This is a genomic window from Nocardioides pocheonensis (assembly GCF_003725535.1).
GTDB classification, from domain to species: Bacteria; Actinomycetota; Actinomycetes; order Propionibacteriales; family Nocardioidaceae; genus Marmoricola; species Marmoricola pocheonensis.
This window is the reverse complement of record NZ_RJSF01000004.1, coordinates 15,818-32,254: the sequence shown is the minus strand read 5'-3', so window position 1 is coordinate 32,254 and position 16,437 is coordinate 15,818. Positions and strand designations below refer to the sequence as shown.

Annotated in this window: 13 protein-coding genes; 7 read left to right on the top strand and 6 right to left on the bottom strand. The window is 70.4% G+C overall.

Going from position 1 to position 16,437, the window contains the following annotated elements; all coding sequences use genetic code 11:
• The coding region (locus EFL26_RS02185) for a fumarate reductase/succinate dehydrogenase flavoprotein subunit (protein ID WP_245999958.1) at positions 1-1,373 on the bottom strand (1,373 nt) is incomplete at its 3' end.
• A 20-nt stretch (positions 1,374-1,393) separates the two neighbouring features.
• Positions 1,394-2,206 carry a hypothetical protein gene (locus tag EFL26_RS02180; RefSeq protein ID WP_123221259.1) on the bottom strand — a complete coding sequence of 271 codons (813 nt, stop codon included), beginning with the start codon at positions 2,204-2,206 and terminating at the stop codon, positions 1,394-1,396.
• Between the two features lie 189 nt (positions 2,207-2,395).
• Between EFL26_RS02180 and EFL26_RS02175 the strand changes: the two genes are divergently transcribed.
• The 4 genes from EFL26_RS02175 to EFL26_RS02160 all read left to right on the top strand — a co-directional run bounded on the left by EFL26_RS02175 (position 2,396) and on the right by EFL26_RS02160 (position 7,142).
• Entirely contained in the window at positions 2,396-3,145 is a 750-nt protein-coding gene (locus EFL26_RS02175) for a succinate dehydrogenase cytochrome b subunit (protein WP_245999957.1), read from the top strand.
• 50 nt (positions 3,146-3,195) lie between these two features.
• The gene (locus EFL26_RS02170; RefSeq protein ID WP_123221260.1) at positions 3,196-5,259 is read left to right on the top strand and encodes a fumarate reductase/succinate dehydrogenase flavoprotein subunit; all 2,064 of its coding nucleotides are present in this window, start codon (positions 3,196-3,198) and stop codon (positions 5,257-5,259) included.
• The gene (locus EFL26_RS02165; RefSeq protein WP_123221258.1) at positions 5,259-6,002 is read left to right on the top strand and encodes a succinate dehydrogenase/fumarate reductase iron-sulfur subunit; all 744 of its coding nucleotides are present in this window, start codon (positions 5,259-5,261) and stop codon (positions 6,000-6,002) included. The genes EFL26_RS02170 and EFL26_RS02165 overlap by 1 nt, the downstream gene beginning before the upstream one ends.
• A 147-nt stretch (positions 6,003-6,149) precedes the next feature.
• Positions 6,150-7,142, top strand: coding sequence for a CAP domain-containing protein (locus EFL26_RS02160; RefSeq protein WP_123221257.1), 993 nt, complete (start codon positions 6,150-6,152; stop codon positions 7,140-7,142).
• A gap of 50 nt (positions 7,143-7,192) precedes the next feature.
• Here the strand turns inward: EFL26_RS02160 and EFL26_RS02155 are convergent, their stop codons facing one another.
• Together EFL26_RS02155 and trpS are read right to left on the bottom strand one after the other, a co-directional pair.
• A complete protein-coding gene (locus tag EFL26_RS02155) occupies positions 7,193-7,714 on the bottom strand; it encodes a 2'-5' RNA ligase family protein (RefSeq protein ID WP_123221256.1) in 522 nt (173 codons plus the stop codon).
• A 5-nt stretch (positions 7,715-7,719) separates the two neighbouring features.
• Positions 7,720-8,751, bottom strand: coding sequence for a tryptophan--tRNA ligase (trpS, locus tag EFL26_RS02150; RefSeq protein WP_123221255.1), 1,032 nt, complete (start codon positions 8,749-8,751; stop codon positions 7,720-7,722).
• Between the two features lie 127 nt (positions 8,752-8,878).
• Between trpS and EFL26_RS02145 the strand changes: the two genes are divergently transcribed.
• The 3 genes from EFL26_RS02145 to EFL26_RS02135 are packed head-to-tail and all read left to right on the top strand — an operon-like array spanning position 8,879 to position 11,768.
• Positions 8,879-9,385, top strand: a complete 507-nt coding sequence (locus EFL26_RS02145; protein WP_123221254.1) for an RNA polymerase sigma factor — start codon at positions 8,879-8,881, stop codon at positions 9,383-9,385.
• Positions 9,378-10,583, top strand: a complete 1,206-nt coding sequence (locus EFL26_RS02140) for a beta propeller repeat protein (protein WP_123221253.1) — start codon at positions 9,378-9,380, stop codon at positions 10,581-10,583. Before EFL26_RS02145 ends, EFL26_RS02140 begins: the two co-directional genes overlap by 8 nt.
• Before the next feature lie 42 nt (positions 10,584-10,625).
• Complete coding sequence (locus EFL26_RS02135; RefSeq protein WP_123221252.1) at positions 10,626-11,768, top strand: GNAT family N-acetyltransferase; 1,143 nt, start codon at positions 10,626-10,628, stop codon at positions 11,766-11,768.
• Between the two features lie 96 nt (positions 11,769-11,864).
• On the opposite strand, the gene EFL26_RS02130 is transcribed toward EFL26_RS02135, so the two are convergent.
• Both EFL26_RS02130 and katG read right to left on the bottom strand, forming a co-directional pair.
• Positions 11,865-14,060 (bottom strand): NADP-dependent isocitrate dehydrogenase, encoded by a 2,196-nt coding sequence (locus EFL26_RS02130; protein ID WP_123221251.1) that lies wholly within the window; start codon positions 14,058-14,060, stop codon positions 11,865-11,867.
• A gap of 166 nt (positions 14,061-14,226) precedes the next feature.
• A complete protein-coding gene (katG, locus tag EFL26_RS02125) occupies positions 14,227-16,425 on the bottom strand; it encodes a catalase/peroxidase HPI (RefSeq protein WP_123221250.1) in 2,199 nt (732 codons plus the stop codon).
• Positions 16,426-16,437: the final 12 nt, after the last annotated feature.

Here is a 16,437-nt window from a genome sequence, read left to right as displayed (position 1 = left end):
CCGAGCGAGTCGGTGTACGCCGCCGCGGCCTCGCCGGCACGTCGGCCGAACACGAGCAGGTCGGAGAGCGAGTTGCCGCCGAGACGGTTCGACCCGTGCATGCCGCCGGAGCACTCGCCCACGGCGTACAGACCCGGTACGACGCTGAGCTCGGTGTCCGCGTCGACCTCGATGCCGCCCATCACGTAGTGGCAGGTCGGGCCGATCTCCATCGGCTCGGCCGTGATGTCGACGTCGGCCAGCTCCTTGAACTGGTGGTACATCGACGGGAGCCGCCGCCGGATGAACTCCGGACTGCGTCGCGAGGCGATGTCGAGGAAGACACCGCCGTGCGGTGAACCGCGGCCGGCCTTGATCTCGGAGTTGATCGCCCGCGCCACCTCGTCACGCGGCAGCAGCTCGGGTGGACGGCGGTTGTTCTTCTTGTCGTCGTACCAGCGGTCGGCCTCCTCGATCGTGTCGGCCGTCTCCGCCTTGAAGAACTCCGGGATGTAGTCGAACATGAACCGCTTGCCCTCGGAGTTCTTCAGGATGCCGCCGTCACCGCGCACCGACTCGGTGACCAGCAGGCCCTTCACCGACGGCGGCCAGACCATGCCGGTCGGGTGGAACTGCACGAACTCCATGTTGATCAGGGTCGCGCCGGCGCGCAGCGCGAGGGCGTGGCCGTCACCGGTGTACTCCCAGGAGTTCGAGGTGACCTTGAACGACTTGCCGATGCCGCCGGTGGCCAGCACCACGCTCGGGGCCTCGAACACCACGAACCGGCCGCTCTCCCGCCAGTAGCCGAACGCGCCGCTGATCCGACCATCTGACCGCAGCAGCTCGGTGACCGTGCACTCCATGAAGACGTCGATGCCCAGCGCCACGGCGCGCTGCTGCAGGGTGCGGATCATCTCCAGCCCGGTGCGGTCGCCCACGTGCGCGAGGCGGGCGTACTTGTGGCCGCCGAAGTCGCGCTGGGAGATCAGGCCGTCGGCGGTGCGGTCGAACAGCGCGCCCCAGTCCTCGAGCTCCATCACCCGCTCGGGTGCCTCCTGGGCGTGCAGCTGGGCCATCCGCCAGTTGTTCAGCATCTTGCCGCCGCGCATCGTGTCGCGGAAGTGCACCTCCCAGTTGTCCTCGGGGTACACGTTGCCCATCGAGGCGGCGATGCCGCCCTCGGCCATCACGGTGTGCGCCTTGCCCAGCAGCGACTTGCAGACGATGCCGACCTTCGCGCCGGCCTCGTGCGCCGCGATCGCCGCGCGCAGCCCGGAGCCGCCCGCGCCGATCACGATCACGTCGTACTGGTGCCGTTCCATGCCGCCGGCGGCGTCGCCCGACATCTGGTTGCCGGTCATCGGGTGCCGCCCGGTCGGTGACTCAGTCATGCGAAGCCTTTCGGGGTCGCTCAGAAGAAGCGCGGGTCGGAGATCGCGCCGGTGGACAGCAGGTAGACGTAGAAGTCGACGCCGGCGACGGAGAACAGCGAGAGCCACGCCCACAACGCGTGCCGGGCGTTCTCGCGCGACACCCAGGTCCAGAGCCGGTAGCGGACGGGGTGCTTGCTGAAGTGGCGGAGCCGCCCCGCGGTGATGTGCCGGCAGGAGTGGCAGGACAGCGTGTACATCCAGATCAGCGCCACGTTGGCCAGGAACAGCAGCGAGCCCAGCCCCATGTGCACGCCCGGCGACTCACCCTCGGCAGGCCCGAACGCCAGGACGGTCTCGACGGTGAGGAAGACGGCGACCACGACCGCGCCGTACCAGAAGTAGCGGTGCAGGTTGTTCAGCAGCAGCGGGAACCGGGTCTCGCCGGAGTACGCGCCGTGCGGCTCGGCGACCGCGCAGGCCGGCGGCGACAGCCAGTAGGCCCGGTAGTAGGCCTTACGGTAGTAGTAGCAGGTCATCCGGAAGCCCAGCGGGAAGATCAGGATGATCAGCGCCGGTGAGAGCCGCCACCAGTCGGCGATCACGGGGAGCGTGGTCTTGCCGGCGCACGCGTGCGCGATGCACGGCGAGAAGAACGGCGACATGTAGGGCTCGACGTAGAAGTGGTCGCCCGCGAACGCGCGGTAGGTCGCGAAGACCACGAAGCCCGTGAAGACCACGAAGGTGGTCAGCGGGGCGAGCCACCACCGGTCGGTGCGGAGCGTCTTGGCGTCGATCCGCGCCCGGGTCGGCCCGGTCACTCCAGTGTCTCGACGGGCCGTCGTGGACGACATCCCCACCTCCGTGGTTGCGGTTACCGGTCCTGGGCAGGACCGACTATGGCCCAGGTCACAGAGGTTGGGAAGGCCCCTCGCCGGTCGAGGTACGCCGGGATTCCCGCTGGATTGCACGGGGCTGCCGCGTGGGATTGATCACTCCGGGCACGGCTCACGAGCCGTTCCGCTGGCGGTACGGTGGCCTCCGTGGCAACCCAAACCTCCCGCCAGGGATCGGGCCCGGCCTCGGGCCAGGCCGCCGCGGCGACCCTGGTGCAGACACCCCGCGCGACGCGCACGACGATCTACCTGAAGATGCTCATGGCCGGCAGCGGCCTCATCTTCATCGGGTTCGTGCTGCTGCACATGTACGGCAACCTGAAGGCCTTCGCGGGGCACGACGCCTTCGACGAGTACGCCCACCACCTGCGCACCATGGGCACGCCGATCCTTCCCGAGTCCGGCGCCCTCTGGATCATCCGGACCGTGCTGGTCCTCTCGCTGGTCGTCCACGTGTACGCCGCGGTCACCCTCTGGCGGCGCGCCCGCCGGGCCCGCACGGTCCGCTACCAGGTCAAGAAGCACACCGGCGCGATCTTCGCGAGCCGGCTGATGCGCTGGGGCGGCGTGACGCTGCTGCTGTTCATCATCTGGCACCTGCTGAACTTCACGATCGGCAAGGTCAACGTGCAGGGCGGCGCCACGAACGACCCCTACAACCTTCTCGTCGACACCTTCGACACGTGGTGGCTGACCCTGATCTACCTGCTGGCGATGACCATGCTGGGCGCGCACCTGCACCACGGCACGTGGAGCGCGATGCAGACCCTCGGCCTCACCGGCACCGAGCGGGCCCGGGTCCGCTCCAAGCGGCTGGCGTTCGCCGTCGCCGTCGTCGTCACGGGCGGCTTCTCGCTCGTCCCGATCTTCGTCCTCGCCGGCGTCATCACCAAGTAACCGCCGCGCCCGAGAGCCCGCCCGATGAGAGGCCACGCAGCATGACCGACATGCCGGACACCACCACCACGTCCGACCCCTCGTACCACGTGCCCGCCGAGGGCGAGTCCGACGACGCAGCCGGCTACTACGTGCCCGGCGAGCCGATCGTCGACACCAAGGCGCCCGGCGGCCCGATCGACGAGCGCTGGAGCACCCGCAAGTTCGAGGCGCGCCTGGTCAACCCGGCCAACCGGCGCAAGCTCTCGATCATCATCGTCGGCACCGGCCTGGCCGGTGCGTCGGCAGCGGCCACGCTCGGCGAGGCCGGGTACGTCGTGAAGTCGTTCTGCTACCAGGACTCGCCGCGCCGGGCGCACTCGATCGCTGCACAGGGCGGGATCAACGCCGCGAAGAACTACAAGGAGGACGGCGACTCCGTCCACCGGCTGTTCTACGACACGGTCAAGGGCGGCGACTACCGGTCACGGGAGTCCAACGTGTACCGCCTGGCCGAGGTCAGCACGAACATCATCGACCAGTGCGTCGCGCAGGGAGTCCCGTTCGCCCGCGAGTACGGCGGACTGCTCGACAACCGGTCCTTCGGCGGCGTGCAGGTCTCGCGCACGTTCTACGCCCGCGGCCAGACCGGCCAGCAGCTCCTGATCGGCGCCTACCAGGCGCTCGAGCGGCAGGTGCAGGCCGGCACCGTCACGACGTACACGCGGCACGAGATGCTCGAGCTGATCGTGGTCGACGACGGCGAGGGCAAGAAGCGGGCCCGCGGCATCATCGCCCGCGACATGGTGACCGGCGCGATCGAGACGCACCTCGCCGACGTGGTGGTGCTCGCCAGCGGCGGCTACGGCAACGTCTTCTACCTGTCCACCAACGCGATGGGCTCCAACGTCACCGCGAGCTGGCGGGCGCACCGCAAGGGCGCCTACATGGCCAACCCCTGCTACACGCAGATCCACCCGACCTGCATCCCGGTCACCGGCTCCCACCAGTCCAAGCTCACCCTGATGAGCGAGTCGCTCCGCAACGACGGCCGGATCTGGGTGCCGAAGAAGAAGGAGGACTGCGACAAGGACCCGCGGAGCATCCCCGAGGAGGACCGCGACTACTACCTCGAGCGGATCTACCCGAGCTTCGGCAACCTGGTCCCTCGCGACATCGCGTCCCGGGCCGCCAAGTACCAGTGCGACGACGGGCGCGGCGTCGGCCCCGAGGTCGACGGCGTCCGGCGCGGCGTCTACCTCGACTTCGCCGACGCGATCGCCCGCCTCGGCCGCGACGCGATCGAGGAGAAGTACGGCAACCTCTTCGACATGTACGCCCGGATCACCGGGGAGAACCCGTACGAGGTGCCGATGCGGATCTACCCCGCAGTCCACTACGTGATGGGCGGTCTGTGGGTCGACTACGACCTGCAGTCGACCATCCCGGGTCTCTTCGTGACCGGCGAGGCGAACTTCTCCGACCACGGCGCCAACCGGCTCGGCGCCTCGGCGCTGATGCAGGGCCTGGCCGACGGCTACTTCGTCCTCCCCCACACGATCCGCGACTACCTCGCCGACGGCCCGTTCGAGAAGGTCGCCGAGGACCACCCCGCGGTCGTCGAGGCGCGCGAGTCGGTGCAGCGGCGGATCGAGCACTACCTGACCGTCAACGGCACGCGCAGCGTGGACTCCTACCACCGCGAGCTGGGCAACATCATGTGGGAGTACTGCGGCATGGAGCGCACCGAGGACGGCCTGAAGAAGGCGATCGACCTCATCCGCACCCTGCGCGACGACTTCCACCGCAACGTGAAGGTGCTCGGCAGCGCCGACAGCCTGAACCAGAGCCTGGAGAAGGCCGGCCGCGTGGCCGACTTCCTCGAGCTCGGCGAGCTGATGTGCATCGACGCGCTCAACCGGCGCGAGTCCTGCGGCGGCCACTTCCGCGCCGAGTCGCAGACCGAGGACGGCGAGGCGCTGCGCCACGACGACCTCTACGCGTACGTCGCCGCGTGGGAGTTCACCCCCGAGGACGCCGGCGAGTCGTGGGCGACCCCGATGGGCACGCCGGTGCTCCACAAGGAAGACCTGACTTACACGGCCATCGAGATGAAGCAGAGGTCCTACAAATAATGCGAGTGACCCTCAAGATCTGGCGGCAGCCGGACGCCGCGACCGCGGGCGCGATGCACACCTACGAGCTCGACACGGTCTCCCCCGACATGTCGTTCCTCGAGATGCTCGACGTGCTCAACGAGCAGCTGAACGCGGCCGGCGAGGAGCCGATCGCGTTCGACTCCGACTGCCGTGAGGGCATCTGCGGCATGTGCGGCCTGATGATCAACGGCGAGCCGCACGGCCCCGAGGTGACCACGACCTGCCAGCTGCACATGCGGTCGTTCAAGGACGGCGACGAGATCACGATCGAGCCGTGGCGGTCCGACGCCTTCCCCGTCGTGCGCGACCTCTGCGTCGACCGGGGCGCCTTCGACCGGATCATCCAGTCCGGCGGCTTCATCTCGGTGAACACCGGCTCGGCCCCGGAGGCGCACTCGATCCAGGTCCCCAAGGAGGCGGCCGACCGCGCCTTCGACGCCGCCACGTGCATCGGGTGCGGCGCCTGCGTCGCGGCGTGCCCGAACGGGTCCGCCTCGCTGTTCATGGGCGCGAAGATCACCCACCTCGGCGAGCTGCCGCAGGGCCAGGCCGAGCGGGACAACCGCGTGGTGAGCATGGTCTCCCAGCACGACCACGAGGGCTTCGGTGGCTGCACCAACATCGGCGAGTGCACCGCGGCGTGCCCCAAGGAGATCCCGCTCGACGTGATCTCGCAGATGAACCGCGACCTGAGGAAGGCCCTGCAGCACGGGCACTAGCCCGCGTCACGGCCGTCTCGCAGAGCCCGGCGGGGCCCGGTGGTCCAGCCGGACCTGAGCGCGGACTAGACAAGACGGATAAAGTTTTCATAACGGATCTTCCTCACGAACTGGTCAAAACGGACATTTGGTGCTTATCGTTCTCTTGTGAGGGAGAACACGAGGAAGTACGGCACCGGGTTCAGCCTGGTGACCGCAGTGATCACGCTGGTGGTCGGCCTGATCATCCAGGCCGCTCCGGCTGACGCAGGAACCTCCCAGGGTTCCCGCGTGACGGCACGGTGGACGGGCGCGATCGACACGCGCAGCCTGTCGGCGGTGAACGCGGCGTACTGGTCGCAGTACGCGAACCAGCAGTCGGTGCCGATCGGCTGGATCGGCGGGAGCCTGCTCGGCTGCCTGCCCGGCCTCTCGTCGGCGACGTCGAACGACGCGACGCTGACCGCGATGAACTACGTGCGGTCGCTGGCCGGTCTGGCCCCGGTCACGCTGAACGCCCAGCTCAGCGCGGGCGCCCAGGCCGCAGCCCTGATGATGTCCGCGAACGGCGCTCTCAGCCACGACCCGAGCTCGTCGTGGAAGTGCTACAGCCAGGCCGGCGCCTCGGCAGCCGGGCGCTCGAACCTGGCGCTGTCCTACCCGTCGATCAGCTCGGGCCAGATCATCGACCTCTACATGGACGACCCGGGCAGCACGAACTTCGCCGTCGGGCACCGTCGCTGGGTGCTCAACCCGTTCACCACGCAGGTGGGCACGGGCAGCACCGACACCGCGAACGCGCTGACGGTCATCGGCCCGACGAGCCGCAACCGCCCGAACCCGCGCTGGGTGGGCTGGCCGACGGCCGGCTACTTCCCCAACGCGATCGAGCCTGACGGCCGCTGGTCGCTGAGCTCCGGGCGCCGCGGCGTGAGCTTCGCCCACGCCAAGGTCCGCGTGTACTACGGCGGCCAGCGGATCTCGGTCCACCAGTACCGTCCCGAGAACGGCTACGCCCAGCCGACCATCGTCTGGCAGATGCCGTCCGGGTTCTCCACCACCGGCTCGTACAAGGTCGTGGTGAAGCGCATCAAGAAGGCGGGCAGCCGCCACCTGCTGCACACGGCGTACACGGTCAACCTGTTCACGCCGACCCCCTGACCGGTTGGGGGGCGGGCCTCCTCCCTCGTGCCCGCCCCCCAACCCACAACTCAACCGGCCGGTACGCCGAGCCGGAACGACTGCGTCGGGCGCCATCCGTGGCGCTCGTCGTGCGTGTAGAGCCAGAACCGGTCCACCTCGAAGGCGGCCTGGTAGTCGGCCAGCTCGACGAAGGCCCGGTCCAGCTGCTCGTCGGGCAGGTGATGGGCCACCGTCACGTGCGGGTGGTACGGGAAGTGGCCGGTCATCGCGAGCGGTCCGCTCCGGGTGGCCGCGGCGAGCAGCTCGCAGCCGGAGATGCCCTCGACCACACCGACGAACACCACCGGCGAGACCGGCCGGAAGGTCCCCGTGCCCCGGAGCCGGACCCGGAACGGCTGCTGGGCCGCTGCCGCGGCGCTCAGGTGCTCCTCGACGGCGCCGAGCGCGTCCTCAGGCACCTCGGCGGGCGGGACCAGGGTGATGTGGCTCGGGATGTGCCGGGCCTCCTCGTCGCCCAGCGACACGCGGAACTCCTGCAGGGCGGCGCCGAAGGGCTCGGGCACCGCGATGGAGACCCCGATCGTCGGCACCGACGTCAGCCCCGGGCCGGGAGGAAGCCGACCCGGTCGTAGACGTCGGCGAGCGTGCGGGTGGCGACCGCGCGGGCCCGCTCCGCGCCGCGCTCGAGCACGGCGTCGATCTCGGCGCGGTCCTCGAGCAGCTCCAGGGTGCGGTTGCGGAACGGCGTGACGAACTCGACGACGACGTCCGCGAGGTCGCCCTTGAAGTCGCCGTACCCCTTGCCCGCGTAGGCCTTCTCGAGGTCGTCGATGCTGCGCTCGGTCAGCGCGGAGTAGATCGTGAGCAGGTTCGAGACACCCGGCTTGGCCTCCTCGTCGAAGCGCACCTCGGTCTCGGAGTCGGTCACCGCCGAGCGGATCTTCTTGGCCGAGACCTTCGGGTCGTCGAGGAGCTCGATGATGCCGCCGGGGGTGGACCCGGTCTTCGACATCTTGTTCTGCGGCAGCTGCAGGTCGTAGATCTTCGCCGTCTCCTTGAGGATGTACGGCTCGGGCAGCCGGAAGGTCTTCTTGAAGCGGTGGTTGAAGCGCTGGGCGAGGTCGCGGGTCAGCTCGAGGTGCTGGCGCTGGTCCTCCCCCACCGGGACGTACTGCGGCCGGTAGAGCAGGATGTCGGCGGCCATGAGCATCGGGTAGGCGAACAGGCCGACCGAGGAGGCGCCCTCGCCACCCTTGGCGGACTTGTCCTTGAACTGCGTCATCCGGCGGGCCTCGCCGAAGCCGGTCAGGCACTCCATCACCCAGGCGAGCTGGGAGTGCTCGGGCAGGTGGGACTGCACGAAGATCGCGCTGCGCTCCGGGTCGACCCCCGCGGCCAGCAGCTGCGCCGCCGCCCGCAGGGTGCGCTCGCGCAGGGCCTTCGGGTCGTGCTCGACGGTGATCGCGTGCTGGTCGGCGATGAAGAAGAACGGCTCGAACTCGTCCTGCAGCGCCACCCACTGGCGGACCGCGCCGATGTAGTTGCCCAGGTGGTAGGAGTCCGAGGTCGGCTGGATCCCGGAGAGGACGCGCGGGCGCGCCGGGGCGGGGGCGGGCTGGTCGGGCATGGGCTCCATTGTTCCAGTTCGGTGAGTTCGCCCGGCACGCGGCCGAACGGGTGACAAGGTGCATGCAACCAGATGCGGCTCCCGGGAGTCGTGCAGGTACGACCGACTCGGGATCAGGGGGCGCGGGATGCACGGCGAGGACTTCGTGCGCGAGCTGTACGACGCGTCGTACCGGCGCCTGGTCGGGCAGCTCACTGCCGTGACAGGAAGCCGTGAGGAGGCCGAGGACGTGGTCCAGGAGGCGTTCGCGCGGGCCCTGCTGCACGCCCGCGACCTGGCCCACCTCGAGAACCCCGAGGCATGGCTCCGGACGGTGGCCGTGAACCACGCCAGGAGCCGGTGGCGCAGGCTCCGGCGCTTCGCCGGCCTGCTCCCCGACCTGGTCCAGGACGCCCCGGCCGAGACCGACACCGCCGCCGGCGTCGACCTGCTCGTCGCCCTCCGCTCGCTGCCGGTCGGTCAGCGCGAGGCGATCGCCCTGCACCACCTCGCCGGCCTGCCGGTCCACGAGGTGGCCGCGACGCTCCACGTCCCGACCGGGACCGTGAAGGCCCGCCTGGCGCGCGGTCGAGCGGCGCTCGCCGTACGGCTGAGGGACGTCGACCCACCGAAGGAGGAGGCGCGCCGTGCCTGACCTGCCCTTCCCCGACCTGTCCTTCCCCGACCTGGCCACGCCCGCCGCGCGGGAGACCCAGCCACCGCCCTTCGAGGAGATCGTGGGACGCGCGAAGCGGCGCCGGCGGCGCGGCGCGCTGGGAGCCGCCGCGGGCACTGCGGCTGTGGTGGCGGTCGTCGTGGCCGGCGTCTCCCTCGTGACGGGCGACCAGGACGCCGAACCGCGGCCGGCGAAGCCGACGGTCAGCCACCGCAGCGGTACGGCGACACCGGCCGCAGTCGATCCGGGAACGGTCGTCCGGACCGGAGGTCTCCTCTCGTACGCCGCCGGGCCGGACGGGTCGCTCCTGACCGTCTGGAAGGCGTGCCCCACCGAGGACGAGAGCGCCTGCGACCTCGCCTGGCAGCTCGAGGCCGGGGGCGACATCCACCGGGGTCTCCTCTCCGGGGACCTCTCCAGTGCCTCTGCCGGGGCTGCGGGGTTCGTGGTCGCGTCCTGGCGGCACCGAGGTGTCGTCATCGACCTCCACGGTCGGTCCCGTCCGATCGTCCCGGCGGCGTCCGGGAAGGTACGCCCCGGCGACGTGTTCATCCGCGACGGCAAGGACCTGGTCCTGGTGGACCCGCGGACGGCGACCTCCTGGGCCCTTCCGACCGAGCCCGACCGCGGAGCCTGGGTCCAGGCGAGCGTGGCGGACGACGGCTCGATCTGGGCGATGACGACACGCGGCCACGACCTGCCGATGCTGTGGAGCAAGGAACCCTCGGCCCAGTCGCCCTGGCGGCAGCACCTGATGCAGTCGTCCGATCCCCACGACGCCCTGCCGGGATACCTCGCGACGAGCGGCCGTCACGTCGCGGCGCTGACCGGGTACGACGGCGCGACCGTTCTCCCCGTGGCGGACCTCGCGGTGACCAGCGACGGTGGGCAGACGTGGGTCGACCTGCACCAGTCCGACCTGCCCTTCCAGTACGTCGACTCGATGGCCGCGACCTCCGGGGGCACGCTCTACGTCGTCACTCCGGCGGGCGAGCACCTCTACCGCAGCACCGATGACTCCTGGACCCGGTTCGCGGAGGTCCCCAACCCTGCAGCGGTCGGCACGCTCGTCCCGGCCGGCGACCACGTACTCGCCCGAGGTGGGAGCTTCGAGGCTCCGACGCTGGTGGCCCTCGACGACGCGGGGCAGGCGACGCCCGTGCCGCTCGCCCGCTGAAAGCGGGTTGCTCCCGCACCGTCGCCTTGGGAGGGTGCGCGCATGCCCCTCGTCGACGTCCCCACCCTCACCGACGGTGTCGTCACGCTGCGTGCGCACCGGGACGACGACGTCGATGCGATCGTCGAGCAGAGCCGCGACCCGCTGAGCATCCGGTGGACGAAGGTGCCGACGCCGTACGTCCGCGACGACGCGAAGCGGTTCGTCCGCGACGTGATGCCCGGCGGGTGGGCGGCCGACCACGAGTGGGGCTTCGCGGTGGAGGCGCTCGACGACGAGGGCGTCGGCCGGTACGCCGGGACGGTCAGCCTGCGCAGCGAGGGCGAGGGCCGCGCCGAGATCGCCTTCGGGTCGCACCCCTGGGCCCGCGGCCGCGGCGTCATGGAGCGGGCGCTGCGGCTGCTGCTCGCGTGGGGCTTCTCGCCCGACGACGACGGCGGCCGGGGACTGGACACCGTGATCTGGTGGGCGGAGTCGGGCAACTGGGCGTCCCGCCGGCTGGCGTGGAAGGTCGGCTTCCCCTGTGACGGCACGGTCCGCCGCTGGCTGCGCAACCGCGAGGGCCGGGTCGACGCGTGGGTGGGCAGCCTGTTCCGCGACGACGCGAGGGAGCCCCGGACCACGTGGCTCGACGTGCCCCGCATCGAGGGCGAGCGCGTCCGGCTGCGGATGCACCGGCCCGACGACCTCGACCGGATGCACGAGGGTGCGACCGACCCGGTCACGGCGTACTGGCTGGGCCGGATCCCCGATCCCTACCCCCGCGCGATGGCCGCCGACTTCCTGGTGCACCGCTCCGAGGGCATGGCCGCCGGCACCGACCTGCACTGGATGCTCGCCGACCCGTCGACCGACCTGCTCCTGGGCACGGTCTCACTGATGCACCTCGCCGAGGGGATGGCCGAGGTCGGCTACTGGTCACACCCGGAGGCCCGCAGGCGAGGCGTGATGACCGAGGCGGTCGCGATGGCGTGCCGGCACGCCTTCATCGCACCCGAGGACGGCGGCCTGGGCCTGCACCGCGCATACGCCACGGTCGCGGTCGACAACGCCGCCTCCCGCGGGGTGCTCGAGCGCGTCGGCTTCCGCCTCACCGGCACCGAGCGCCGCTCCGTGATCGTCCGCGACGGGATGCACGACGGAGCGGCGTACGAGCTCCTGGCGGGGGACCTCCAGGCTCGTTGAGTGGGGTGAAAGCGCCCCTCGAGTTGGGGGAAACCGGCCCGGAGAAAGGCGGTATCTCCCAACTCACGGGGCGGTTCTCCCCAACTCAACGAGGCGTCAGAGCCTGGCCAGGGCCTCGTTGAAGGTGGCGGAGGGGCGCATCACCGCGGTGGCCTTGGCCTCGTCGGGGCGGTAGTAGCCGCCGATGTCGGCCGGCGAGCCCTGGACCGCCAGCAGCTCGTCGGCGATCTTCTGCTCGTTCTCCCGGAGCGTCTTGGCCAGGCCGGCAAACGCGTCGGCGAGCGCGGCGTCCTCGGTCTGCGCTGCCAGCTCCTCGGCCCAGTACAGCGCGAGGTAGAAGTGGCTGCCCCGGTTGTCCGTGGTGCCCAGGCGCCGGCCCGGGGAGCGGTCCTCGTCGAGGAACGTGCCCGTCGCCCGGTCCAGGGCGTCCGCGAGCACCTTGGCCGCCGGAACGCCCGCCTGCTCGGCGTACTTCTCCAGCGACGGCACCAGCGCGAAGAACTCGCCCAGGGAGTCCCAGCGCAGGTAGTTCTCGGAGACGAGCTGCTGCACGTGCTTCGGCGCGGACCCGCCGGCGCCGGTCTCGAACAGGCCGCCGCCCGCGATCAGCGGGACCACCGAGAGCATCTTCGCCGACGTGCCGACCTCGAGGATCGGGAACAGGTCAGTGTTGTAGTCGCGGAGCACGTTGCCGGTGACGGAGATGGTGTCCTCACCCTTGCGCATCCGCTCCAGGGAGTACGCCGTGGCCAGCTCGGGGCTCAGCACCCGGATCTCCAGGCCACTCGTGTCGTGCTCCGGGAGGTACGCCTCGACCTTCCTGATCAGCTCGGCGTCGTGCGCACGCGACTCGTTCAGCCAGAAGATCGCCGGCGCGCCGCTCGCCCGGGCCCGCGTGACCGCGAGCTTGACCCAGTCGCGGACCGGGACGTCCTTGGTCTGGCAGGCGCGCCAGATGTCACCGGCCTCGACGTCGTGCTCGAGCAGGACGTCGCCCGCCCGGTTGAGCACCCGCACGGTGCCGGCCTGCGGGATCTCGAAGGTCTTGTCGTGCGAGCCGTACTCCTCGGCCGCCTGCGCCATCAGCCCGACGTTCGACACGCTGCCGATCGTGGCGGGGTCGAGCGGCCCGTTGGCCTGGCAGTCGGCGATCACGGTCTGGTAGACGCCGGCGTACGACGAGTCCGGGATCACCGCGAGGGTGTCGTCCTCGCCGCCGTCGGCACCCCACAGCCGACCGCCGTTGCGGATCAGCGCCGGCATGCTGGCGTCGACGATCACGTCGGAGGGCACGTGCAGGTTGGTGATGCCCTTGTCGGAGTTGACGTAGGAGAGGCGCGGGCCCGAGGACAGCGCCTCCTCGAAGGCGGCCCGGATCTCCGCGCCGTTCGGCAGCTGGTCGAGGCCGGCCAGGATCCCGCCGAGCCCGTCGTTGGGCGAGAGTCCCGCGGCGCGCAGGTCGTCCCCGTACCGGGCGAACACATCGGAGAAGTACGCCGTCACCACGTGGCCGAAGATGATCGGGTCGGAGACCTTCATCATCGTCGCCTTGAGGTGCACCGAGAACAGCACGCCGTCGGCCTTCGCCTCCGCCAGGGCGTTCTCGAGGAACGCGTGGAGGTGCGCCACCTGCATGACCGTGGCGTCGACGATCTCACCGGCGAGGACCCCGAGGCCCTCCTTGAGGACCACGGTCTCGCCCGCCGTGGTCTCCAGCACGATCGACAGGGTGTCGTCGGCCGGAAGCGTCACCGACTTCTCGTTCGAGGCGAAGTCGTGCGCCCCCATGGTGGCGACCTTCGTGCGGGAGTCCTCGGCGAAGGGCTTGTTCGTGTGAGGGTGCTTCTTCGCGTAGTTCTTGACCGCGGCGGGCGCACGCCGGTCGGAATTGCCCTGGCGGAGCACGGGGTTGACCGCGGAGCCCTTGACCTTGTCGTACTTCGCGCGGGTCGCGCGCTCCTCGTCGGTCGCGGGCGCCTCGGGGTAGTCCGGGATGTCGAAGCCCTGCTGCTGCAGCTCCTTGATCGCGGCCTTGAGCTGCGGGACCGAGGCCGAGACGTTCGGCAGCTTGATGATGTTCGCCTCGGGCTCCTGCGCGAGGTCACCCAGCTCGCCGAGCGCGTCGTCGGCCAGGCCGAACTGCGCGAGGATGCGCGCCGCGACCGAGATGTCGCGGGTCTCGACGGCCACGCCGGCCTTGCCGGCGTACGCCTCGACGATGGGGAGGAACGAGTACGTCGCCAGCAGCGGCGCCTCGTCGGTGTGCGTGTAGATGATCTTCGCGTCGGCCACAACGGCTCCGTTTCAGCTCCGGATATTTCTTGACATCAAGATATCTCATCGCCCGGGCACCGGGCGACCCCGCCCTCCATCCTGCCGCGCACCCTCGCCGGACGCGACCGAGGCGCCGCGGGGCGAACCCTGCGACGCCTCGGTCGATCGGTGGTCAGGCGGTGCGTCAGTCCAGGTCGAAGCGGTCCAGCTCCATCACCTTGACCCAGGCGGCGACGAAGTCGCGGACAAGCTTCTCGCCGGCGTCGTCGCTCGCGTAGACCTCCGCGAGCGCCCGCAGCTGGGAGTTCGAGCCGAACACGAGGTCGACCGCGGTGGCGGTGCGGGTCACCTCGCCACTGACCCGGTCACGACCCTCGTAGACGTGCTCGGCCTGGGAGACCTTCCACTCCGTGGCCATGTCGAGCAGGTTCACGAAGAAGTCGTTGGTCAGGACACCCGGACGGTCCGTGAACACGCCGTGCTGCGTCCCACCGTGGTTGGCCCCGAGCGCCCGCAGCCCACCGACGAGCACGGTCATCTCCGGCGCGGTCAGCGACAGCAGGTTCGCCCGGTCGAGCAGCAGGGTCTCCGGCGGAAGCTTCTCCCCCGCCCGCAGGTAGTTGCGGAACCCGTCGGCCCGGGGCTCGAGCACGGAGAACCCCTCCACGTCGGTCTGCTCCTGGGTGGCGTCGGTGCGGCCGGGCGTGAACGGCACGGTGACGTCCACCCCGGCGTCCTTGGCGGCCTTCTCGACCGCCGCCGAGCCGGCGAGCACGATCAGGTCGGCCAGCGAGATCTGCTTGCCGTCCGCCTGGTTGCCGTTGAACTCCTCACGCACCGACGCGAGCCGCTCGAGCACCGGCGCGACCCCGGCGTTGGACTCCCAGTCCTTCTGCGGGGCCAGCCGGATGCGGGCGCCGTTGGCGCCGCCGCGCTTGTCGGTGTCCCGGTACGACGCGGCCGAGGCCCACGCGACGTTCACCAGGTCGGCGACCGGAAGACCGGTGGCCAGCACCTGCTCCTTGAGCGCCGCCACGTCGGACTCGTCGACCAGCGGGTGGTCGACGGCCGGCACGGGGTCCTGCCAGAGCTGGGCCTCCGGAACCCAGGGCCCGAGGTAGCGGGTCACCGGACCCATGTCGCGGTGCAGCAGCTTGTACCAGGCCTTCGCGAAGGCCTCGGCGAACTCCTCGGGGTGCTCCAGGAAGCGCCGGCCGATCTTCTCGTACGCCGGGTCGAACCGCAGCGACAGGTCCGTCGTCAGCATCGTGTGCCGGTGCTTCTTGCTCGGGTCGTGCGCGTCCGGGACGACCTCGGCAGAGTCCTTCGCGACCCACTGCTTGGCGCCGGCCGGGCTCTCGGTGAGCTCCCACTCGTTGCCGAAGAGGATCTCCAAGAACCGGTTGTCCCACCGCGTCGGAGTGTCGGTCCAGGTGACCTCCAGCCCGCTGGTGATCGTGTCCCCGCCCTTGCCGGAATTGAAGCTGCTCTTCCAGCCGAGCCCCTGGTCCTCGATCGGGGCCGCCTCGGGCTCGGGCCCGACGTGGTCGGCCGGACCGGCGCCGTGGGTCTTGCCGAACGTGTGGCCGCCCGCGATGAGCGCGAACGTCTCCTCGTCGTTCATCGCCATCCGGCGGAAGGTCTCGCGGATGTCGCGGGCCGCGGCGATCGGGTCGGGGTTGCCGTTGGGGCCCTCGGGGTTGACGTAGATCAGGCCCATCTGCACCGCGGCCAGGGGGCCACCGAGCTCGCGGTCTCCGCTGTAGCGCTCGTCGCCCAGCCAGGTGTCCTCCGGTCCCCAGACGACCTCCTCGGGCTCCCAGACGTCCTCGCGCCCGAAGCCGAAGCCGAAGGTCCGGAAGCCCATCGACTCCAGCGCGACGTTGCCGGCCAGCACGAGCAGGTCGGCCCACGAGATCTGCTTGCCGTACTTCTTCTTCACCGGCCACAGCAACCGGCGGGCCTTGTCGAGGTTCGCGTTGTCGGGCCAGCTGTTGAGCGGGGCGAACCGCTGGGAGCCGTCGCCGGCACCGCCACGTCCGTCCTCGATGCGGTAGGTGCCCGCGGCGTGCCAGCTCAGCCGGATCATCAGGCCGCCGTAGTGACCGAAGTCGGCCGGCCACCAGTCCTGCGAGGTGGTGAGGACCTGCTCGACGTCGCGCTTCAGCGCCTCGACGTCGAGCTTCTCGAACTCCTCGGCGTAGTCGAAGTCCGGGCCCATCGGGTTGGACTGCGTGGGGTGCTGGTGAAGCACGCTCAGGTCGAGCTGGTTGGGCCACCAGTCCTTGTTGGTCCGGGGCCGACCGGGCTTCGCCTCGGGCGCGTCGATCGCGGGGTTCTCGCTCTCGCTGCCGGTCTCGGTCACGCCGTGCTGGTCAGTCATCTCTTGCCCTTC

Bases quoted from the DNA above. Each gene is read 5' to 3' on its own strand.
- EFL26_RS02180 (WP_123221259.1), bottom strand. From the start codon at position 2,206: ATGTCGTCCACGACGGCCCGTCGAGACACTGGAGTGACCGGGCCGACC.
- EFL26_RS02170 (WP_123221260.1), top strand. From the start codon at position 3,196: ATGCCGGACACCACCACCACGTCCGACCCCTCGTACCACGTGCCCGCC.
- EFL26_RS02165 (WP_123221258.1), top strand. From the start codon at position 5,259: ATGCGAGTGACCCTCAAGATCTGGCGGCAGCCGGACGCCGCGACCGCG.
- trpS (WP_123221255.1), bottom strand. From the start codon at position 8,751: ATGCCCGACCAGCCCGCCCCCGCCCCGGCGCGCCCGCGCGTCCTCTCC.
- EFL26_RS02145 (WP_123221254.1), top strand. From the start codon at position 8,879: ATGCACGGCGAGGACTTCGTGCGCGAGCTGTACGACGCGTCGTACCGG.
- EFL26_RS02135 (WP_123221252.1), top strand. From the start codon at position 10,626: ATGCCCCTCGTCGACGTCCCCACCCTCACCGACGGTGTCGTCACGCTG.
- katG (WP_123221250.1), bottom strand. From the start codon at position 16,425: ATGACTGACCAGCACGGCGTGACCGAGACCGGCAGCGAGAGCGAGAAC.